Source organism: Sedimentitalea todarodis (assembly GCF_032595355.1).
In the GTDB taxonomy this organism is placed as follows: Bacteria; Pseudomonadota; Alphaproteobacteria; order Rhodobacterales; family Rhodobacteraceae; genus Sedimentitalea; species Sedimentitalea todarodis.
In genome coordinates this window covers 75,858-97,707 of the sequence record NZ_JASMWN010000011.1, presented here as the reverse complement: position 1 = coordinate 97,707, position 21,850 = coordinate 75,858, and the positions used below count along the sequence as shown (strand labels likewise).

The window sequence follows — 21,850 nt, the reverse complement described above, 5'->3', positions numbered from 1 at the left end:
TTCGGTTGTAGATCGACCCTACGCGGATCGTCGGCCTGTCGCGGCGGACCGTCGCCGTAGTGGCCGACCGGCGCGCCGCGATTACACGGGGCAGGGGGTCCGCTGATGCAGGTGGTTTACTAGCCGCAGCGCGATGCGGTTACTGTGCTCGCGTCCGGGCGTCTTGTGTGGCTTGACGGCGTCAAAAGTCTGCACCTCCCAGACGCGCAGGACACTATGACCCACTCTGTCAAAGACCCGGAGGGTCTGACCGAGCAAATGGAATTGACCTGTGACGAGATTGCCGGCGACAGTTCGGAGCGTCGGAACCGAACCCTGTGGCGGTTGTCGGTGATCTCGGCGGTGTTGCTTCCGCTGGGGTTCCTGACGGGATTGATGGCGATCAACCTCGGTGACATGCCGGGTGCGGACGCGCCCCGTGCGTTCTCGGAGTTTCCGCCGGGCTCTTGGGCTTGATTGCGGGCGTGCTGTTCATCCTCTGGTGGTATTGTCGGACTTGAGGTGGACGACAATATGTTTGAATCGATACAGACTGGCACGGACCGACAGAAAGGCCCCTGTATGCCTCCCAGATTCGCCTCGCCCGATACGGCTTTCCCGATCCGCTTACCCGATGGGTCCGCTCATCCGGGCACCGTGTTCCTTTCCGCCGTTCTGCAGCACGCAAGAATCGAAGTAGGGGACTATTCCTATGCCAGCGCGTTTGATCCGCCTGCAGACCCCGCCGGTTGGGCCGCGCGTCTGGCGCCTTACCTCTTTGACTTCTCTCCCGAGCGGCTGGTGATTGGCAAGTTCTGCCAGATCGCTGATGGCGCGACGTTCATCACCGCATCGGCACAGCATCGTCACGACGGATTTTCGAGCTTCCCCTTTGCCATATTCGACGGGGGCGCGGCGCATGCACGACCTTCAATGCCCGCGCCGGGACAGGATACGATCATCGGCAATGATGTCTGGATCGGGCAGGGCGCGCGTATTCTGCCCGGTGCGCGGATTGGGTCCGGCGTGATCGTCGGCGCGGGTGCCGTGGTCGGCGGCGCGGTGCCGGATTATGCTGTGGTCATCGGCAATCCAGGCAAGGTGCTGCGCCTGCGGTTCGATCCTGAAACCATCGCCCGGCTCTTGCAACTGGCGTGGTGGACCTGGCCTATCGACCATATCCTGAGCCACGAGGCTGAAATTTGCGGTGCCGACCTGCCGGCGCTTGAGAGCGCGGCAAAGTTGCTCTAACCGCGCCCCACCGCTGCGTCCGCCGCATCCGTTACCGCATCAAGTGCGACCCCGAGCTTCTGACGAAGCGCTTCGGTTTCCGCGTCAGTGGGCCTGCGCGGCACAGTTTCCTGCCATTCCCGGCACATCAACACGCCGCGCGTGAACGGCGCGGGCAACCACATCTTGTCCCATGTGGGAAAAGCGACAACCCGGCGCGCCGAGAAACTGACCACGAACACCCGCTTGCCTGACGTCCGTGCCCAGACCAGCGGCACAGTTGAGGCGACACGCGCAGGCCCGCGTGGCCCGTCGGTGGCGATCCCGATCGACCAGCCATCACGCATACGCCCCAACACGTCGCGCGACAGGGTGACATGGCGCATATGCGACGACATGGCGATCGTTTCAAAGCCAAAGCGCGCCTGAACCTGACCGGCCATGCGTCCGGCCCGCGCCGCAGAGGTCAATGAGCAGATTTTTCCCAGGTCCATGTTGAAAAGATAAGGCGCCATCATCAAACGCTGGTGCCAGAGGGCGACGATCACCGGCTCCCCTTCGGCAAGAACCTCATCCATTGCCTCGAAACCCTGCCTCTCCCACCGCGAAGTGCGATAGGCAAATCGGATATAGGCTGCAAACGCCCCCTCGATTGCCGTGTTGAACCACGCGCTGTCCGCGATCTTTTTCCGCAGGCTCACCTGTTGCTCCCGTTTGCTCCTTCTTTCTCATACGCAATCCCGAGGGCGGCGGAAATGGCCCTGCATGCGCCTTGGGAAAATTGGGCTGGCGTCTGTTGCATCGCAGGGCCATTTCCCTCTTGCCCCCCCGCGCGCCTTGGCATAGGAAAACCCCGGCCTTAGGGGTATAGCTCAGCTGGTAGAGCGACGGTCTCCAAAACCGTAGGTCGCGGGTTCGAACCCTGCTGCCCCTGCCAATCAAACCGATTTAGATACCGTTTGCCTTGGAGGCTGGACTGCACCGCCGGGGTTCAGAGGCAAGCGCTATTCCGGTCCGATGTTGGCCGAATGCGCGCCATTCGGCGCCGAGACACCAAGATGACACGCAGAAATCGGCGTGAATTGTGGGTTTTCTGAACCCTCGAACCCTGTCGCGCCGTTCTGCGGCTTGAATCCGCGGGCACAGAAGGTTATGTGCCCGCTAATCGCTAGCAGAAAAGGGCCCTCACATGGCCACCATCAATCCGATTCAGTTCATCCAACAGGTGCGCGCCGAAGTTGCCAAGGTCGTTTGGCCGACGCGCCGCGAGGTGCTTCTGACCACGGTGATGGTGCTGATCATGGCGGCCCTGACGGCGACTTTCTTTGCACTGATCGATTTGCTGATCCGTGGCGGTCTGACCGCGCTGCTCAGCATGTTTGGCTGACAAAAGCCACGCTGTTCCCGGTTCCAACATTGATGCGCGATGCGCTCCGTTGAGTTGGCGCTGTCGCATTCTTTTGGCTTTCCATCTGCCAGCCCATTACATTCTCACCCGCAGGTGTCGGTCAAACATCATTAGTGCGCAAGCGACCTCGGCGTGACGTTGGGCCAGACAAGAATCACCGGTCGCCAAGCCATTCGCGACCGGATGCGGCCTGCGCGAGGCCCGGCAGAAACCTGCGATTGGCACAGATCGGCGGATGTGATAGTATCTAACCTGGCTGTATGATTGCGGCGTCCTTCAATTATGAGGGCGCACTTCGAGAACGTGCAAGAATAGCCTGTGAACCCCTTGAACATTTGAGCAAGGAGCGTTAGGTCACGCCCATCCCTGAACAATGGCGTGCGGCGATTCGTGCTGCGCGCCGATTTTTGTTCGGCGGATGACGGGTCAACCGTATGAAAGAATTACAGATTTCGGGGCGCCTCTGGTGGATGTCTCGACAAGACAAGGGCGACAAGCTTCATGGCGAAACGGTGGTATTCGGTCAGTGTTCTTTCGAATTTCGAAAAGAAGATCGCAGAACAGATCCGCACATCGGTTGCCGAGCAGGGGCTTGAGGACGATATCGACGAAGTTCTCGTTCCGACCGAAGAAGTGATTGAGGTTCGCCGCGGCAAGAAGGTTACGACCGAACGCCGCTTCATGCCGGGCTATGTCCTCGTGCACATGGAAATGTCGGATCAGGGGTATCACCTGATCAACTCGATCAACCGGGTAACCGGGTTCCTCGGACCGCAGGGGCGGCCAATGCCGATGCGCGATGCCGAACTGAACGCGATCATGAACCGGGTGCAGGAAGGCGAAGAAGCGCCGCGTACGCTGATCCATTTCGAGATCGGCGAAAAGGTCAAGGTCAACGACGGTCCGTTCGAGGATTTCGACGGCATGATCGAGGAAGTGGACGACGACAACCAGCGCCTCAAGGTGTCGGTGTCGATCTTTGGCCGGGAAACTCCGGTCGAACTGGAATTCACACAGGTCAGCAAGCAGGCCTGAGTGTTCGGCGGGGTGCGCCCCGCCAGCGGCCAGAAGGGCCGTTCGTTTGTGGGAGGCAACGACACGCGTGTCCGAGCCGCACCACGCTGGTAGACTGGGGTGTGACGCGTCATGCCTCATAGGGCGGGGTTTCCCGCCGGTGAAAAAGGAGATGGCCAATGGCCAAGAAACTCGTCGGCTCCATGAAGCTGCAAGTGCCCGCCGGGCAGGCAAACCCGTCGCCACCAGTTGGCCCCGCACTGGGTCAGCGCGGCATCAATATCATGGAATTCTGCAAGGCGTTCAATGCCAAGACCGCAGATCTGGAGCCCGGTGCGCCGTGCCCGACCGTGATCACGTACTATCAGGACAAGTCCTTTACCATGGACATCAAGACGCCCCCGGCGTCCTACTTCCTGAAGAAAGCCGCCAAGCTGAAATCCGGTGCCAAGACCCCCTCGCGAGAGATTGTGGGCTCGGTGACTGTCAAGCAAGTGCGCGAGATTGCGGAAGCGAAAATGAAAGATCTGAACGCCAACGACATCGAAGCGGCGATGAAGATCATTGTTGGCTCTGCCAACTCCATGGGCATCGAGGTTAAGTAAGATGGCAAAGCTTGGAAAACGTACCCGCGCCGCTCGCGAATCGGTTGCCGGCAAGGCGAACCTCTCGGTCGAAGAGGCCGTTGCCCTGGTCAAGAGCAATGCCAAGGCAAAATTCGACGAGACCGTTGAATTGGCCGTGAATCTCGGTGTTGACCCGCGTCACGCCGACCAGATGGTGCGCGGCGTTATCGGCCTGCCAAACGGCACAGGCAAGATCGTGCGCGTCGCAGTCTTTGCCCGAGGTGCCAAGGCCGATGAAGCCACTGCAGCCGGTGCTGATATCGTCGGTGCAGAAGACCTGATGGAAACCGTTCAGGGCGGCAAGATCGAATTCGATCGCTGCATTGCAACCCCGGACATGATGCCGATCGTCGGCCGCCTGGGCAAGGTTCTGGGCCCCCGTAACCTGATGCCAAACCCGAAGGTCGGCACGGTCACCATGGACGTGGCCGATGCAGTCAAGGCAGCCAAGGGTGGCGAAGTGCAGTTCAGGGCCGAAAAGGCCGGTGTGGTGCACGCCGGCGTCGGCAAGGCGTCGTTCGACGAAGCCAAGCTGGTCGAGAACGTACGCGCGTTTGTGGGTGCCGTGGCCAAGGCCAAGCCAGCTGGTGCCAAAGGCACCTACATGAAGAAGATTGCACTGAGCTCGACCATGGGCCCGGGTGTCACCATCGATGTGAGTGACGCAACCGGCGAATAAGTTCGCCGCACAAGAATTTGGGGCTTCGGCCCCAGATGGCGGGGCCAGCATATCGGCCCTGTCCTGTCCGAGACGGAGGGTTCAGGCATCTGCCTGAATAATTCCTTCCTGAGATGGGAAACGAGACATTCTGCACCTTCGGGTGATTTTGGCTCGGGACCCTGAAATTGGACCCGAATGCCCTGCGGCCAATATGCAGGGTGAAAATGAGCCGGGGGGCAACCCCCATACTTGGAGTGAAACTGTGGATAGAGCCCAGAAAGAGAAAGTGGTCGAGGAACTCGGCCAGATCTTTGAAAGCTCTGGCGTCGTTGTGGTTAGCCACTACGTCGGACTGACAGTTGCTGAGATGCAGGACCTGCGCGCGCGTGCACGCGAAGCGGGTGGGTCTGTGCGTGTTGCCAAGAACAGGCTCGCCAAGATCGCCCTTGACGGTAAGCCGTGTGAGTCCATCACATCGCTCCTGACGGGCATGACCGTTCTGACCTATTCCGAAGACCCCGTGGCAGCAGCCAAGGTGGCCGAGGACTTCGCCAAGGACCACAAGAAGTTTGAGATTCTTGGCGGCGCTATGGGTGAGAACGCGTTGGACCGGGCCGGTGTTCAGGCCGTATCGAAAATGCCGTCGCGCGATGAGCTTATTGCTACCATCGCTGGCATGATCGGTGCGCCTGCAAGCAACATCGCCGGGGCCATTGGCGCACCTGCAAGCAACATCGCGTCCATCTTGTCCACCATCGAGGACAAGGCGGCCGCCTGAGCAACGTAAGTCCGGCACGTGGATAAACACGCGTCGTTGGAACACACGAACTGTAAACGGAAAGAGCTGATAAAATGGCTGATCTGAAGAAACTGGCAGAAGAGATCGTTGGTCTGACCCTGCTGGAAGCACAAGAACTGAAAACCATCCTCAAGGATGAATACGGCATCGAGCCCGCTGCTGGCGGCGCTGTCATGATGGCTGGTCCTGCTGACGCCGGTGGCGCAGCCGAGGAAGAAAAGACCGAATTCGACGTCGTTCTGAAGAACGCCGGCGCTTCGAAAATCAACGTGATCAAAGAAGTTCGCGGTCTCACCGGTCTTGGCCTGAAAGAAGCCAAGGACCTGGTTGAAGCCGGTGGCAAGATCAAAGAAGGCGTCTCGAAAGACGAAGCCGAAGACGTCAAAGCCAAGCTGGAAGCAGCTGGCGCCGAGGTCGAACTGGCCTAAGGCAAAGGTGCGCGCCAGCGCACCTGCGAAATTTGGCTGGACCCGGGATATCCCGGGTCCAGCCGAACCTGTCTTAGAAAAGGCCTCGCAACAGGGACCTTTTCTAAGGCGCGGTTCATTGGATCGGGAGGCCGCCACTCGGGACGGTGGCCATGAATTGATCCGGACGCGCTGTCTCGTATGGTTAAGGTGCCAGGGCCCGGCGGCATCCTTGACCAGTGAGAAAAACTGAAAGGTGACACCTGATATGGCTCAGTCCTTCCTTGGCCAGAAGCGTCTTCGCAAATACTACGGCAAAATCCGTGAAGTTCTGGAAATGCCGAACCTCATCGAGGTTCAGAAATCCAGCTATGACCTGTTCCTGAACTCCGGCGATGGACCCGAGCCAACCGATGGCGACGGCATCATGGGCGTGTTCCAGTCGGTCTTTCCGATCAAGGATTTCAACGAGACCAGCGTGCTGGAATTCGTGAAGTACGAGCTGGAGAAGCCGAAATATGACGTTGAGGAATGTCAGCAGCGCGACATGACCTACAGCGCACCTCTCAAGGTGACGCTGCGTCTGATCGTGTTTGATGTCGACGAGGATACCGGCGCCAAATCCGTCAAGGACATCAAGGAACAGGACGTGTTCATGGGCGACATGCCCCTGATGACGCCCAACGGCACATTCGTCGTCAACGGCACCGAGCGCGTGATCGTCAGCCAGATGCACCGCAGCCCCGGTGTGTTCTTTGACCACGACAAGGGCAAGACGCATTCCTCGGGCAAACTGCTGTTTGCCTGCCGCATCATCCCGTACCGCGGCAGCTGGCTCGACTTTGAATTCGACGCCAAGGATATCGTGTTCGCCCGTATCGACCGTCGCCGCAAACTGCCGGTGACGACGCTGCTCTATGCCTTGGGGCTGGATCAGGAAAGCATCATGGATGCGTATTACAACACGGTCTCCTACAGGCTGAACAAGAACAAGGGCTGGGTCACGCCGTTCTTCCCCGAGCGCGCGCGCGGCACCCGTCCGACCTATGATCTCGTCGATGCCAAGACCGGCGAAGTGATTGCCGAAGCCGGCAAGAAAGTGACCCCGCGCGCCGTCAAGAAACTGATCGACGAAGGGGCAGTCACAGAACTGCTGGTGCCGTTTGAGCATATCGTCGGGAAATTCGTCGCCAAGGACATCATCAACGAAGAGACCGGCGCGATTTATGTCGAGGCCGGCGACGAGCTGACGCTGGAGTATGACAAGGCAGGTGATCTGATCGGTGGTACGGCCAAGGAACTGATCGATGCCGGTGTTACCGAGATCCCGGTTCTGGACATCGACAACATCAATGTCGGCCCGTACATGCGCAACACCATGGCGCAGGACAAGAACATGAACCGCGAAACCGCGCTCATGGACATCTACCGCGTCATGCGTCCGGGCGAGCCGCCCACGGTCGACGCTGCAAGCGCTCTGTTTGATACGCTTTTCTTTGACAGCGAGCGGTATGATCTGTCGGCTGTTGGCCGCGTCAAGATGAACATGCGTTTGGCACTGGATGCCGAAGATACCCAACGCACGCTGCGTCGCGAAGATATCGTGGCCTGCATCAAGGCGCTGGTGGAATTGCGCGACGGCAAGGGCGATATCGACGATATCGACCACCTCGGCAACCGACGTGTACGTTCGGTTGGTGAGCTGATGGAAAACCAGTACCGCGTTGGCCTGTTGCGGATGGAGCGCGCGATCAAGGAGCGGATGTCGTCTGTCGAGATCGACACGGTGATGCCGCAGGACCTGATCAATGCGAAACCGGCCGCTGCGGCCGTGCGCGAATTCTTTGGCTCGAGCCAGCTGTCGCAGTTCATGGATCAGACCAACCCGCTCTCGGAAGTGACGCACAAGCGCCGCTTGTCCGCGCTCGGGCCTGGCGGTCTGACCCGTGAACGCGCCGGCTTCGAGGTGCGCGACGTGCACCCGACCCACTATGGCCGCATGTGCCCGATTGAAACGCCGGAAGGGCCGAACATCGGTCTGATCAACTCGCTGGCCACCTTTGCCCGCGTGAACAAATACGGCTTCATCGAAACCCCGTACCGCGTGGTCAAGGACGCGCATGTCACGGACGAAGTGCATTACATGTCCGCGACCGAGGAAATGCGTCACACGGTGGCGCAGGCCAACGCGACGCTGGACGAGAACGGCGATTTCATCAACGAACTGGTCAGCACCCGCCAGTCAGGCGACTATACGCTGGCCCCGCGAGAAAATGTCGACCTGATCGACGTCAGCCCGAAACAGCTGGTCTCGGTTGCGGCATCGCTGATCCCGTTCCTCGAAAATGACGACGCCAACCGCGCCCTGATGGGTTCGAACATGCAGCGTCAGGCGGTTCCGCTTCTGCGGGCCGAGGCGCCGCTGGTCGGCACCGGTATCGAAGAGGTCGTGGCGCGGGATTCCGGCGCGGCGATCATGGCGAAACGTGCGGGCATCATCGACCAGGTCGATGCCCAGCGGATCGTGATCCGGGCAACCGAAGATCTGGAGCTGGGCGATGCGGGCGTGGATATCTACCGCATGCGCAAGTTCCAGCGATCGAACCAGAATACCTGCATCAACCAGCGTCCCCTGATCAAGGTAGGTGACACGGTCAAGAAGGGCGAAGTGATTGCCGATGGTCCATCCACCGATATCGGTGAACTGGCGCTCGGCAAGAACGTGGTCGTCGCGTTCATGCCGTGGAACGGGTACAACTACGAAGACTCGATCCTGATTTCGGAGCGGATCGCACAGGATGACGTCTTTACCTCGATCCATATCGAGGAATTCGAAGTCGCCGCCCGCGATACCAAGCTGGGACCGGAAGAGATCACCCGCGACATTCCGAACGTCGGTGAAGAAGCGCTGCGCAACCTCGACGAGGCAGGCATCGTTTACATCGGCGCGGATGTGGAGCCGGGCGATATCCTGGTGGGCAAGATCACCCCGAAAGGTGAATCGCCGATGACACCGGAAGAAAAGCTTCTGCGTGCCATCTTCGGTGAAAAGGCAAGCGACGTGCGCGACACCTCGCTGCGCGTGAAGCCGGGCGATTTCGGTACTGTTGTCGAAGTGCGCGTGTTTAACCGCCACGGTGTGGAAAAGGACGAACGTGCCCTGCAGATCGAGCGGGAAGAGGTCGAACGTCTGGCCCGTGACCGCGACGACGAATTGGGCATTCTGGACCGCAACATCTATGCGCGCCTGAAGTCCGTCATCATGGGCAAGACCGTTGCCAAGGGACCGAAGGGCATCAAGACCGGCTCTGAAGTGACCGAGGATCTTCTGGCAACCATGAGCCGTGGTCAGTGGTGGCAGCTGGCCCTGCACGAAGAGGAAGACGCCAAGATCGTCGAAGCGCTTCACGAGCAGTACGAGGCGCAGAAACGGGCCCTGGATGCGCGCTTCGAAGACAAGGTCGAAAAGGTGCGCCGCGGCGACGATCTTCCCCCGGGCGTGATGAAGATGGTCAAGGTGTTCGTCGCGGTGAAGCGCAAGCTGCAGCCGGGCGACAAGATGGCCGGACGTCACGGCAACAAGGGGGTTATTTCCAAGGTGGTTCCGATGGAGGATATGCCATTCCTTCAGGATGGCACGCCGGTCGATTTCTGCCTCAATCCGTTGGGTGTGCCGTCGCGTATGAACGTCGGTCAGATTCTGGAAACCCACATGGGCTGGGCCGCGCGCGGTCTGGGCGTCAATATCGACGAGGCGCTTCAGGAATACCGTCGTTCTGGCGATCTGACGCCTGTGCGGGACGCGATGAAACTGGCCTATGGCGATGATGTCTATGAAGAGGGCATCTCTGGCATGGACGAAGATCATCTTATCGAAGCGGCTGGCAACGTCACGCGCGGTGTGCCGATTGCGACGCCGGTGTTTGACGGGGCCAAAGAGGCCGACGTGAACAATGCGCTGAAACGCGCAGGGTTCAGCGAATCCGGTCAGTCGGTTCTGTTTGACGGTCGTACAGGCGAGCAGTTCGCGCGCCCGGTCACGGTCGGCGTCAAGTATCTGCTGAAACTGCATCACCTTGTGGACGACAAGATCCACGCTCGCTCGACCGGGCCTTACAGCCTCGTTACACAGCAGCCGTTGGGTGGCAAGGCGCAGTTCGGTGGCCAGCGGTTCGGGGAAATGGAAGTCTGGGCTCTGGAGGCCTATGGCGCGGCCTATACCCTGCAGGAGATGCTGACCGTGAAATCGGACGACGTTGCCGGACGGACCAAGGTCTATGAAAGCATCGTGAAGGGCGAGGACAACTTTGAAGCCGGCGTGCCGGAAAGCTTCAACGTTCTGGTCAAGGAAGTCCGTGGCCTCGGGCTGAACATGGAACTCCTGGATGCGGAGGAAGAGTAGGGGCGGTCCCGCCCCACACTCATCCCATCCCAATTTGTAAGGACGCAAAATGAACCAGGAACTGACAAACAACCCGTTCAACCCGCTGACACCGCCCAAGGTGTTCGACGAAATCAAGGTGTCGCTGGCCAGCCCCGAGCGCATCCTGTCGTGGTCGTATGGCGAAATCAAGAAGCCGGAAACCATCAACTACCGCACGTTCAAGCCCGAGCGTGACGGTCTTTTCTGCGCGCGTATCTTTGGCCCGATCAAGGATTACGAATGCCTCTGCGGCAAGTACAAGCGGATGAAGTATCGCGGCGTCGTCTGCGAAAAATGCGGTGTGGAAGTCACCCTGCAAAAGGTCCGCCGCGAGCGCATGGGCCACATCGAACTGGCCGCACCTGTTGCGCATATCTGGTTCCTGAAATCGCTGCCGTCCCGCATCGGGCTGATGCTGGACATGACGTTGCGTGATCTGGAGCGGGTTCTGTATTTCGAAAACTACGTTGTTATCGAGCCGGGTCTGACCGACCTGCAATACGGCCAGATGATGACCGAAGAAGAATACATGGACGCGCAGGATGCCTATGGCATGGATGCCTTCACCGCCAATATCGGCGCCGAAGCCATCCGCGAAATGCTGGCGGCCATCGATCTTGAGCAGGAGGCCGAAACCCTGCGTGCCGATCTGAAAGAGGCGACAGGCGAACTGAAGCCCAAGAAGATCATCAAGCGCCTGAAAGTGGTCGAGAGCTTTCTGGAATCCGGCAACCGCCCGGAGTGGATGGTTCTGACGGTGATTCCGGTGATCCCGCCGGAATTGCGCCCGCTGGTGCCGCTGGATGGGGGCCGTTTTGCGACGTCCGACCTGAATGATCTCTATCGCCGCGTGATCAACCGGAACAACCGCCTGAAGCGTCTGATCGAACTGCGCGCGCCTGACATTATCGTCCGTAACGAAAAGCGGATGTTGCAGGAATCGGTGGATGCGCTGTTTGACAACGGCCGTCGTGGCCGCGTCATCACCGGTGCCAACAAGCGTCCGCTGAAATCTCTGTCTGACATGCTGAAAGGCAAGCAGGGTCGTTTCCGCCAGAACCTTTTGGGCAAGCGCGTCGACTTCTCGGGTCGTTCGGTCATCGTGACCGGCCCGGAACTTAAGCTGCACCAGTGCGGTCTGCCCAAGAAGATGGCGTTGGAACTGTTCAAGCCGTTCATCTACTCGCGGCTGGAAGCCAAGGGCCTGTCTTCGACGGTGAAACAGGCGAAGAAACTGGTCGAGAAAGAACGCCCGGAAGTCTGGGATATCCTTGATGAGGTGATCCGAGAACATCCGGTCATGCTGAACCGTGCGCCGACGCTGCACCGTCTGGGCATCCAGGCGTTTGAACCGGTTCTGATCGAAGGCAAGGCAATCCAATTGCACCCGCTGGTCTGCTCGGCTTTCAACGCCGACTTTGACGGTGACCAGATGGCCGTTCACGTCCCGCTGAGCCTTGAGGCGCAGTTGGAAGCGCGTGTCCTGATGATGTCCACCAACAACGTGTTGTCGCCTGCCAACGGCGCGCCGATCATCGTTCCGTCGCAGGATATGATCCTGGGCCTCTATTATGTCACGCTGGAACGCGAAGGCATGAAGGGCGAAGGCAAGATCTTTGGCTCGATCGAAGAGGTTCAGCATGCACTGGACGCGGGCGAAGTGCATCTGCACTCCAAGATCACCGCACGCGTTCCCCAGATCGACGATGAAGGCAACGAGGTCCAGAAACGTTTTGAAACCACGCCGGGCCGGGTGCGCCTGGGGGCATTGTTGCCGCTGAACGCCAAGGCACCGTTCGAACTGGTGAACCGGTTGCTGCGCAAGAAGGAAGTGCAGCAGGTTATCGACACGGTCTATCGCTACTGCGGTCAGAAAGAGTCGGTGATCTTCTGTGACCAGATCATGACCATGGGTTTCCGCGAGGCCTTCAAGGCCGGCATTTCGTTCGGCAAGGACGACATGCTGATCCCGGACACCAAATGGCCGATCGTCGAAGAGACCCGCGAGCAGGTCAGAGACTTTGAACAACAGTACATGGACGGCCTGATTACCCAGGGCGAAAAGTACAACAAGGTCGTTGATGCGTGGTCCAAGTGTAACGACCGCGTCACCGATGCGATGATGGGCTCGATTTCCAGCAGCGAACGCGATGCGGATGGCTCTGAACGGGAACCGAACAGCGTCTATATGATGGCGCACTCCGGTGCACGTGGCTCGGTCACGCAGATGAAGCAGCTGGGCGGCATGCGTGGCCTCATGGCAAAGCCGAATGGCGATATCATCGAAACGCCGATCATTTCAAACTTCAAGGAAGGTCTGACCGTTCTTGAATACTTCAACTCGACCCACGGTGCCCGCAAGGGACTGTCCGATACCGCTCTGAAAACAGCAAACTCGGGGTATCTGACACGGCGTCTGGTGGACGTGGCGCAGGATTGCATCGTGCGTATGCATGATTGCGGCACCGAAACTGCGATCACGGCAGAGCCGGCGGTGAACGATGGTGAAGTCGTGGCGACTCTGGCCGAGCGGCTGCTGGGCCGTGTTGCCGCCGAAGATATCCTCAAGCCGGGCACGGACGAAGTGTTGGTTGCACGGGGTCAGATCATCGACGAACGGCTGGCGGATCTGGTCGACGAAGCAAGCGTGCTGTCGGCGCGTATTCGCAGCCCGCTGACCTGTGAGGCCGAAGAAGGCGTTTGTGCAATGTGCTATGGTCGTGACCTTGCACGCGGTACGCTGGTGAACCAGGGTGAAGCGGTGGGCATCATCGCGGCACAGTCCATCGGTGAACCGGGCACACAGCTGACCATGCGGACCTTCCACATCGGTGGCGTTGCGCAAGGCGGACAGCAGTCGTTTCAGGAAACCAGCCAGGCTGGTGTGATCGAATTCGAGAACCCGCAGATCCTCGAGAACGCATCGGGCGAAATGCTGGTCATGGGCCGGAACATGAAGATCGTCATCAAGGATGAGCATGGCGAAGAACGTTCAAGCTTCAAGCTCAGCTACGGCTCCAAGCTGTTCGTCAAGCATGGCGATACGGTCGAGCGCGGTCAGAAACTGTTCGAGTGGGACCCGTACACCCTGCCGATCATTGCCGAAAAGGCCGGTACGGCCAAGTTCGTCGATCTGGTCAGCGGCATTGCCGTGCGCGACGAGACCGACGATGCAACCGGTATGACCCAGAAGATCGTGATCGACTGGCGCGCGGCCCCCAAGGGCAACGAACTCAAGCCGGAGATCATTCTGGTAGGTGAGGATGGCGAACCGGTCCGCAACGATGCGGGCAATCCGGTGACCTATCCGATGTCGGTGGATGCGGTTTTGTCGATCGAAGAAGGCTCCGAAGTCATGGCGGGTGATGTCGTCGCGCGTATTCCGCGCGAAGGCTCCAAGACCAAGGACATTACCGGTGGTCTGCCACGTGTGGCCGAACTGTTCGAGGCACGTCGTCCGAAGGATCACGCGATCATCGCCGAAATCGATGGGTACGTGCGCTTTGGCCGCGACTACAAGAACAAGCGGCGCATCAGCATCGAACCTGCGGATGAAACGCTGGAAACGTCGGAATACATGGTGCCCAAGGGCAAGCATATTCCGGTCCAGGAAGGCGACTTTATCCAGAAGGGCGACTATCTCATGGACGGCAATCCGGCGCCGCATGACATCCTGTCCATCATGGGTGTCGAGGCGTTGGCCGATTACATGATCGACGAAGTGCAGGACGTGTATCGCCTGCAAGGTGTGAAGATCAACGACAAGCACATCGAAGTCATCGTCCGTCAGATGCTGCAGAAGTGGGAAATCCAGGACTCCGGCGACACCACGCTGCTCAAGGGCGAGCATGTGGACAAGCAGGAATTCGATCTGGCCAACGAAAAGGCGCTGTCCAAGAAGGGCCGCCCCGCGCAGGGTGAACCGATCCTGCTGGGGATCACCAAGGCATCGCTGCAGACCCGCAGCTTTATCTCGGCGGCGTCGTTCCAGGAAACCACCCGGGTTCTGACCGAAGCATCGGTACAGGGCAAGAAAGACAAGCTGGTTGGTCTCAAGGAGAACGTTATCGTCGGACGCTTGATCCCGGCCGGGACCGGTGGTGCCACGCAAAAGGTGCGCCGTGTTGCCACCGAGCGCGACAATGTGGTGATCGAAGCTCGGCGTGAAGAAGCCGAAGCGGCCGCGGCTCTGGCTGCTCCGACCGAAGAGGACATCATCAAAGCCGATGCGTTCGATTCGCTGAGCGAGACACCGGAGAGCCGCGATTGATCGCCTGATCTGATTGCCGGCTAAACAAGATATGCCCCTCGCACCGTCTGGTGCGGGGGGTTTCTTTTTTCCGGAGGCCTGAGAGCGTGGCTGTCTTTGGTTGATACCGGCGCCATTTTCGGGTTGATCGGTGGGGTACGACGGTCTGCGAATCCTGCCGGACGGAGCAATCAATGTCGCCAAACCTGCGCGGTTCCCTGCTGATGATGGCGGGCATGGCCGCATTCACTCTGAACGATACCTGTATCAAGGCCACGGACAATGCGCTTCCACTGTTTCAGTTGCTGACGCTGCGGGGCATCGTTTCGAGCGTGTTGATCTATGTGCTGGCACGGCGACTGGGTGCCTTGCATTTCAACCTGTCATATCGCGACTGGATGCTGGTAGCCCTGCGGTCGTTGGCCGAGATCGCGGCGGCCTATTTCTTTCTGACGGCACTCCTGAACATGCCGCTGGCGAATGTGACGGCGGTCTTGCAGGTCTTGCCCCTGACAGTGACACTGGGGGCGGCGCTGTTTTTTGGTGACCCCGTCGGATGGCGGCGGATGAGCGCGATACTTGTTGGATTCTGTGGGATGTTGTTGATCGTGCGGCCCGGCCCGGACGGATTTGATATCGACTCGTTGTTCGCCCTGGCTGCCGTGCTGTGCGTGACGGTGCGTGATCTTGCGACGCGACGCATGTCGGCCTCGGTGTCGTCAATGACGGTGACGCTTGTCGCGTCATTGGCCGTGCTGGCGTTCTTTGGCATCGGCTCGGTTGGCACAGATTGGCAGCCGCTGGACATGCGTCTGACCCTGTTGGTGATCGGGGCATCCATCTTTGTGCTGGGTGGCTACCTGTTCAGCGTGATGGTGATGCGGGTGGGTGATATCTCTTTTGTAGCACCGTTCAGGTACACAGGATTGCTTTGGGCCTTGGCCCTGGGGTGGTTGGTGTTCGGCGATTGGCCGGCCGATCTGACCTTGCTGGGCGCGTTCATCGTCGTGGCCACCGGCGTGTTCACACTCTATCGCGAACGCAACGTGACCCGGGCCAGGTCAGATCGGCGCTGAAAACACCCGGCGCACGTGGTCGGAATCAATGCCGTAGGTCATCTGAAACAACAATTCTCCGTCCGTGGTCAACGGCGTCAGCTTGACGGGTTTGGCAGTCTTCTTAAGTCGGGAATCGTTGTACCCATTGAACCCGCGCAGCATCATGTCGTCTCCGGTGAGGGTCACGGTCGGCATTGTCCGGTACAGTTTGCCATGGCTGAAATTCATCACCGATACCCGCACATCCGGGCGCAGCATCAGCGCCAGTGCCGGGGTCCAGTAGGGGGTCTGGATCGGCATTGCAGCGATCCCATTGGCGTCGGGGCGGGCAACATAGCCCTGGTTGAAATCAATTGCGACATGCCGGTGATTGCGCAGCAGCGGGGCCACATCCCGCGCGGCGTCCCTGAGCCTTTCGATATAGGTAAACGCCACCGCGTCATCGTCATCCAGCCGAAATTGCAGGCATGGTTCATGGCTTGGCAATCGGTGGGCGTTGATCGCCTTTTGCATCATTCGCCGATGTTCACCCGGCGGATAAGCCAGAATTACGGCCTGCGGGATGTCCGCGATCAGCTTTTGCAGGCGCTGGCAGTGACGGTCGGGCAGGCTGTCACCGATCACGATCAGAAACGTGAAGTCGGGGTCAGACTGGGCGCGGATGCCGGGCAGGGTGATCGTCTCGAAGAAACGGAAACGCTCTTCCAGGCGCTCGGTCGCATAGAGATAGGCGATGCGCTCGTCCAGGGTCTCGTGTTCGATCTGAAACCCGCCGATTGCAGGGTAGGAGAAACGGCAAAGGCCGATAACTTGCATGAAACCTCCCCGATCAGTGAAACGCGCCTGCGGCTTGATGTAACAGCATGACTTTTGCAGTGACGGTGAATGGATGCAAGGACGCTAAGACCGAAGGCGGATAGGATTGGTGGGCAGGTGTTTAGCCTGGCAAACTCATGCAAGACTGGCATAGGATGCACCCAGATCAATCATTAACAGGTAAGACATCATGAGAACTTTGGCACGCCTTTCGGCAATGGCGCTTTTGTGCGGGAGTGCTGTTCCCGCATTGGCAGAGGTGGACGAGGCAACGATCCGTGCCCTCTCCGCCCCCGACAGTATTGAAACGCAACTTGGAACGCTGGAATTCAGCAAGGGCGCACCGTCGAAATCTACGGTCGACACAGTTCGCGACGCCGTGGATTTTGCGCGAGCATTGGAGGTCTACAACAACAGCTTTCGCGGGGCGTCGGCCCTGGCGATCAAGAAGGGTCTGCAGGGTGTCGGCGCTGGAAGTGGCGATATCGTCATTTTTTCCGAGCTGATGGATTCAAGCTCGCTGTTTCTGACCGCCAACGCCGACACCGTTTACTATCTGGGCTGGCTCGATCTGTCCAAAGGGCCGGTGGTTATTGACCAGCCAACGGACGGGCTGGGGACCTTGAATGACATGTGGTTCCAATGGGTCATAGACATCGGCAAACCCGGCCCGGATCGCGGCATGGGTGGCAAATATCTGGTGGTCGGGCCGGGTTACGACGGTCCTCTGCCAGAGGGCGGCTATTTCGTGGCCCACGCCAATACCAATCATGTCCTCTACGCCATGCGCGCCTTTATCAAAGACGGCAACGATCCGATACCAGCGGTCGGCAACATCAAGGATAACCTCAAGATCTATCCCTACGGTGAAGGCAGTTATGGCACGTCCATCGCGGAAGCATTGGAAGGCAAGGTCCGCCTGGGAGCAGAGCCGAAGTCCCCCGAAATGAAATTCATCGAGGGAAGCGGCGTTTCATTCAACACGATCCCGCCCAGCGACTATGGGTTTTACGATTTGCTGAATGAAAACGTCCAGAACGAGCCGGCGACGAGCTATGATGTCGAGTTGGCTGGCCAGTATGCGGCGATCGGCATCGTTCATGGCAAGGAATTTGCACCTGACGAGCGGATGAAGAAGATCCTGACAGATGCCGCTGCAGCCGGGCAGGCCTTTGGCCGCGCGCTGCAATGGAGCTTCCCGGAGCTTCATCCCGAGTGGGCCTATTACGAAGGCTCCGCATGGGGCAACATGCTGTTCGAAGGCGGCGCGCTGTTTGAAACGCCTCCACCGCTGTTTGAGAAGGGCATGTTCAAGCCGTTCCTGGCGACAGGAGCCCGGACGCTCGATAGCCGTGCCGCGTTCTACTATGCCTATACGCTGGATAGCCCGGCGATGGTCATGCGAATTCCCGAAGTTGGATCGCAGTATCTGATGGGGTTCCTCGATTCCGAGATGAAGCAGTTTGACGGGGCAAAGACCTACAAGGTGACCCTGCCCAAGGGTATCCCGGCGGCGGCCTTCTGGTCCTTTACCCTCTACGACACCCAGACGCGATCGATGTTGCAAACACCGCAGAAGTTCCCACGTGCGGGATCGCAAAGCTATCCGACTCTGGCGGCGACCGCGGCAGAGGATGGAAGCACCACAATCTGGTTTGCTCCGCAAAAGCCGGCGGAAGTGAAAGATGGCAACTGGATCCAGACCGATCCTGAAAAGAGCTGGTTCACGATCCTGCGGCTCTACAGCCCCTTGCCGGCATTCTTTGACAAGTCCTGGCAGCCAACTGAAATCGAGGCGGTGAACTAGCCGACCAGCGCCTGAAAGGTCGATGTCCGGGCCCGTTTCCGGACATCGGCGGCGGGCTGTTGACACGGTGTGCGACTCCTCGTATACGCCGGTCTCATCTCGGCTTTGGGGGTCGCCCCGCCTGTCGATATCTATACTGAAGTGGTCACGATCCGGGCACCTGTCGCTCCGATCCTCTGGATACCCACCGCGTCGTTCACCTCGGAATGGGAACGATTGCGGTTTTTGCGCTTGCGGACGCGTCAAGTGCTGAAATTTGAACCGCACGCACATGCGTGCACGACACATGTGTTGCGAAACGGGGAAAGAACCGGAATGCCAACGATCCAACAGCTGATCCGCAAGCCGCGGCAGCCTAAAATCAAACGCTCAAAGTCCATGCACCTGCAGGAATGCCCGCAGAAGCGTGGCGTTTGTACGCGCGTGTATACCACCACGCCAAAGAAACCGAACTCGGCCATGCGGAAGGTTGCCAAAGTGCGCCTGACCAACGGTTTTGAGGTCATTTCCTATATCCCGGGTGAAAGCCACAACCTTCAGGAACACTCTGTCGTCCTGATCCGTGGCGGTCGTGTCAAAGACCTTCCCGGTGTGCGTTATCACATCCTGCGTGGTGTTCTGGATACGCAAGGCGTCAAAGACCGTAAGCAACGTCGTTCGAAGTACGGCGCCAAGCGTCCCAAATAAGGAGAGAGTGACATGTCACGTCGTCACGCCGCTGAAAAACGCGAAGTCCTGCCCGACGCCAAGTTTGGCGATACGGTTCTGACCAAGTTCATGAACAACCTGATGATCGACGGCAAGAAGTCGGTCGCGGAGCGCATCGTCTACAATGCGATGGATCGGGTTGAGAGCAAGATCAAACGGTCGCCGCTGGAAGTGTTCCACGAAGCGCTTGAGAATATCCAGCCCAGCGTCGAGGTCCGCTCGCGCCGTGTGGGTGGTGCAACCTACCAGGTTCCGGTCGAAGTTCGCCCCGAGCGCCGCGAAGCGCTGGCGATCCGCTGGCTGATCAAGGCAAGCCGCGCCCGCAACGAAAACACAATGGAAGAGCGTCTCGCCGGCGAACTTCTGGACGCTGTTCAATCCCGCGGCTCCGCGGTGAAAAAGCGCGAAGACACCCACAAGATGGCCGAGGCGAACAAAGCCTTCAGCCATTACCGCTGGTAAGAATACAGAGGCAAGAGACCCATGGCACGCGACTATCCGCTCCAACGCTACCGCAACTTCGGCATCATGGCCCATATCGATGCAGGCAAGACCACCTGCAGCGAACGGATCCTGTTTTACACCGGCAAATCCCACAACATCGGTGAGGTGCATGACGGTGCGGCCACGATGGACTGGATGGAGCAGGAGCAGGAACGCGGGATCACCATCACGTCGGCTGCGACCACAACCTTCTGGCAGCGCCAGGAAGAGCCGACCGCCGAAGGGACATCCGACACCAAGTACCGGATGAACATCATCGATACGCCCGGTCACGTGGACTTCACGATTGAAGTCGAACGTTCGCTGGCGGTTCTCGACGGTGCCGTCTGTGTTCTGGACGCCAACGCCGGTGTCGAGCCGCAGACTGAAACCGTGTGGCGTCAGGCCGATCGGTACAAGGTGCCGCGCATGGTGTTCGTCAACAAGATGGACAAGATTGGCGCCGACTTCTTCAACTGTGTTCGCATGATCGAAGACCGGACCGGCGCGCGCGCCGTGCCTGTTGGTATCCCGATCGGTGCCGAAACAGAGCTGGAAGGTCTGATCGATTTGGTGACCATGGAAGAGTGGCTGTGGCAGGGCGAAGACCTCGGCGCGTCCTGGATCAAGGCACCGATCCGCGACAGCCTGAAGGACATGGCTGACGAGTGGCGCGGCAAGATGATCGAAGCGGCCGTCGAAGAAGACGACGACGCCATGATGGAGTACCTTGAAGGCAACGAACCCGACGTGCCGACCCTGCGCAAACTGCTGCGCAAGGGCACTCTGGCATTGCACTTTGTGCCGGTTCTGGGTGGTTCCGCGTTCAAGAACAAGGGCGTTCAGCCTCTGCTCAATGCTGTAATCGACTATCTGCCTAGCCCCATGGACGTGGTCGACTACATGGGCTTCAAACCGGGCGACGAAACTGAAACCCGTGACATTCCGCGCCGCGCGGATGACGACATGGCGTTCTCAGGCCTGGCGTTCAAGATCATGAACGACCCGTTTGTTGGTTCTCTTACGTTCACGCGCGTGTATTCCGGCAAGTTGAACAAGGGCGACACGCTTTTGAACTCGACCAAGGGCAAGAAAGAGCGCGTGGGCCGGATGATGATGATGCACTCCAACAACCGCGAGGAAATCACCGAAGCGTTTGCGGGCGACATCATTGCGCTGGCTGGTCTCAAGGACACCACAACCGGTGACACGCTGTGTGCGGTCAACGATCCGGTGGTTCTGGAAACCATGACCTTCCCCGATCCGGTCATCGAGATCGCAGTCGAGCCAAAAACCAAGGCTGACCAGGAAAAGATGTCCCAGGGTCTCGCCCGTCTGGCTGCCGAGGATCCGTCCTTCCGTGTCGAAACCGATATTGAGTCGGGACAGACCATCATGAAGGGCATGGGTGAACTTCACCTCGATATCCTGGTGGATCGCCTGAAGCGAGAGTTCAAGGTCGAGGCCAACATTGGTGCGCCGCAGGTTGCCTATCGCGAGACCATCGGTCACGAAGTCGAGCATACCTATACCCACAAGAAGCAGTCGGGTGGTTCGGGTCAGTTTGCAGAGGTGAAGTTGATCATCTCGCCGACAGAGCCGGGCGAAGGCTATTCGTTTGAATCAAAGATTGTTGGTGGTGCTGTTCCAAAGGAATACATCCCGGGCGTTGAAAAAGGCATCAAGTCCGTCATGGACAGCGGGCCTCTGGCTGGTTTCCCCGTGATCGACTTCAAGGTTGCTCTGATCGACGGCAAGTTCCACGACGTGGACTCCTCGGTGCTGGCGTTTGAAATCGCCGCGCGGATGGGCATGCGCGAAGGTATGCGCAAGGCCGGTGCCAAGATGCTGGAACCGATCATGAAAGTCGAAGTGATCTCCCCTGAAGAATACACGGGCGGGATCATTGGAGACTTGACCAGCCGTCGTGGCCAGGTGACCGGTCAGGAAAACCGTGGCAATGCCATCGCCATCGACGCGATGGTGCCGCTGGCGAACATGTTCGGCTACATCAACACCCTGCGGTCGATGTCTTCGGGCCGGGCGAACTTCTCGATGCAGTTCGATCACTATGACCCGGTTCCGCAGAACATCAGCGACGAGATCCAGGCCAAATTCGCATAACCGGGTGGCGGGGTGCCCCGCCCGACCCACCAACTTTAGGGCGGGGTTTCTCGCCAGC

16 protein-coding genes, 1 tRNA gene and 1 pseudogene are annotated in these 21,850 nt (G+C 59.1%); 16 read left to right on the top strand and 2 right to left on the bottom strand.

The genetic code is table 11. The features are described from left to right. Positions 1-135 precede the first annotated feature (135 nt). Positions 136-456: pseudogene (locus tag QO231_RS14355) on the top strand (CorA family divalent cation transporter); the annotation flags it as partial. Positions 457-561: 105 nt separating this feature from the next. After that, positions 562-1,230 carry a CatB-related O-acetyltransferase gene (locus QO231_RS14350; protein ID WP_316777644.1) on the top strand — a complete coding sequence of 223 codons (669 nt, stop codon included), beginning with the start codon at positions 562-564 and terminating at the stop codon, positions 1,228-1,230. Here the strand turns inward: QO231_RS14350 and QO231_RS14345 are convergent. Continuing rightward, entirely contained in the window at positions 1,227-1,910 is a 684-nt protein-coding gene (locus QO231_RS14345; RefSeq protein ID WP_316777641.1) for a lysophospholipid acyltransferase family protein, read from the bottom strand. The genes QO231_RS14350 and QO231_RS14345 overlap by 4 nt on opposite strands. 160 nt (positions 1,911-2,070) lie before the next feature. Here QO231_RS14345 and QO231_RS14340 point away from each other — a divergent pair. From QO231_RS14340 to QO231_RS14295, 10 genes are all read left to right on the top strand, one after another. Next, a tRNA-Trp gene (locus QO231_RS14340) sits at positions 2,071-2,146 on the top strand. 252 nt (positions 2,147-2,398) lie between these two features. Next, positions 2,399-2,596: a preprotein translocase subunit SecE gene (gene secE / locus QO231_RS14335; protein WP_316777640.1), complete on the top strand. Its 198-nt coding sequence runs from the start codon at positions 2,399-2,401 to the stop codon at positions 2,594-2,596. A 522-nt stretch (positions 2,597-3,118) separates the two neighbouring features. Next, complete coding sequence (nusG, locus tag QO231_RS14330; RefSeq protein WP_316777637.1) at positions 3,119-3,652, top strand: transcription termination/antitermination protein NusG; 534 nt, start codon at positions 3,119-3,121, stop codon at positions 3,650-3,652. A gap of 158 nt (positions 3,653-3,810) precedes the next feature. Next, positions 3,811-4,236 (top strand): 50S ribosomal protein L11, encoded by a 426-nt coding sequence (rplK, locus tag QO231_RS14325; RefSeq protein WP_316777634.1) that lies wholly within the window; start codon positions 3,811-3,813, stop codon positions 4,234-4,236. Between the two features lies 1 nt (position 4,237). Then, on the top strand, positions 4,238-4,936 hold the full coding sequence (gene rplA / locus QO231_RS14320) for a 50S ribosomal protein L1 (protein ID WP_316777631.1): 699 nt from the start codon (positions 4,238-4,240) through the stop codon (positions 4,934-4,936). 244 nt (positions 4,937-5,180) lie between these two features. Continuing rightward, positions 5,181-5,696, top strand: coding sequence for a 50S ribosomal protein L10 (gene rplJ / locus QO231_RS14315; RefSeq protein ID WP_316777628.1), 516 nt, complete (start codon positions 5,181-5,183; stop codon positions 5,694-5,696). A 74-nt stretch (positions 5,697-5,770) separates the two neighbouring features. Then, a complete protein-coding gene (rplL, locus tag QO231_RS14310) occupies positions 5,771-6,145 on the top strand; it encodes a 50S ribosomal protein L7/L12 (protein WP_316777626.1) in 375 nt (124 codons plus the stop codon). Between the two features lie 247 nt (positions 6,146-6,392). Further along, positions 6,393-10,526, top strand: coding sequence for a DNA-directed RNA polymerase subunit beta (gene rpoB / locus QO231_RS14305; RefSeq protein ID WP_316777623.1), 4,134 nt, complete (start codon positions 6,393-6,395; stop codon positions 10,524-10,526). Positions 10,527-10,575: 49 nt separating this feature from the next. Next, positions 10,576-14,817 carry a DNA-directed RNA polymerase subunit beta' gene (gene rpoC, locus QO231_RS14300; RefSeq protein ID WP_316777621.1) on the top strand — a complete coding sequence of 1,414 codons (4,242 nt, stop codon included), beginning with the start codon at positions 10,576-10,578 and terminating at the stop codon, positions 14,815-14,817. 173 nt (positions 14,818-14,990) lie between these two features. After that, complete coding sequence (locus tag QO231_RS14295) at positions 14,991-15,872, top strand: DMT family transporter (RefSeq protein WP_316777618.1); 882 nt, start codon at positions 14,991-14,993, stop codon at positions 15,870-15,872. Here the strand turns inward: QO231_RS14295 and QO231_RS14290 are convergent. After that, positions 15,858-16,670 carry a putative rhamnosyl transferase gene (locus tag QO231_RS14290; RefSeq protein ID WP_316777615.1) on the bottom strand — a complete coding sequence of 271 codons (813 nt, stop codon included), beginning with the start codon at positions 16,668-16,670 and terminating at the stop codon, positions 15,858-15,860. The genes QO231_RS14295 and QO231_RS14290 overlap by 15 nt on opposite strands. Positions 16,671-16,860: 190 nt before the next feature. On the opposite strand from QO231_RS14290, the gene QO231_RS14285 reads away from it, so the two are divergent. The 4 genes from QO231_RS14285 (at position 16,861) to fusA (ending at position 21,792) form a co-directional block, all read left to right on the top strand. Next, on the top strand, positions 16,861-18,477 hold the full coding sequence (locus QO231_RS14285; RefSeq protein WP_316777613.1) for a DUF1254 domain-containing protein: 1,617 nt from the start codon (positions 16,861-16,863) through the stop codon (positions 18,475-18,477). A 315-nt stretch (positions 18,478-18,792) separates the two neighbouring features. Next, positions 18,793-19,164 (top strand): 30S ribosomal protein S12, encoded by a 372-nt coding sequence (rpsL, locus tag QO231_RS14280; protein ID WP_011570072.1) that lies wholly within the window; start codon positions 18,793-18,795, stop codon positions 19,162-19,164. A 12-nt stretch (positions 19,165-19,176) separates the two neighbouring features. After that, the gene (gene rpsG, locus QO231_RS14275) at positions 19,177-19,647 is read left to right on the top strand and encodes a 30S ribosomal protein S7 (RefSeq protein WP_316777597.1); all 471 of its coding nucleotides are present in this window, start codon (positions 19,177-19,179) and stop codon (positions 19,645-19,647) included. 21 nt (positions 19,648-19,668) lie between these two features. Next, complete coding sequence (gene fusA, locus QO231_RS14270; RefSeq protein ID WP_316777592.1) at positions 19,669-21,792, top strand: elongation factor G; 2,124 nt, start codon at positions 19,669-19,671, stop codon at positions 21,790-21,792. The last annotated feature ends 58 nt before the right edge of the window (positions 21,793-21,850 follow it).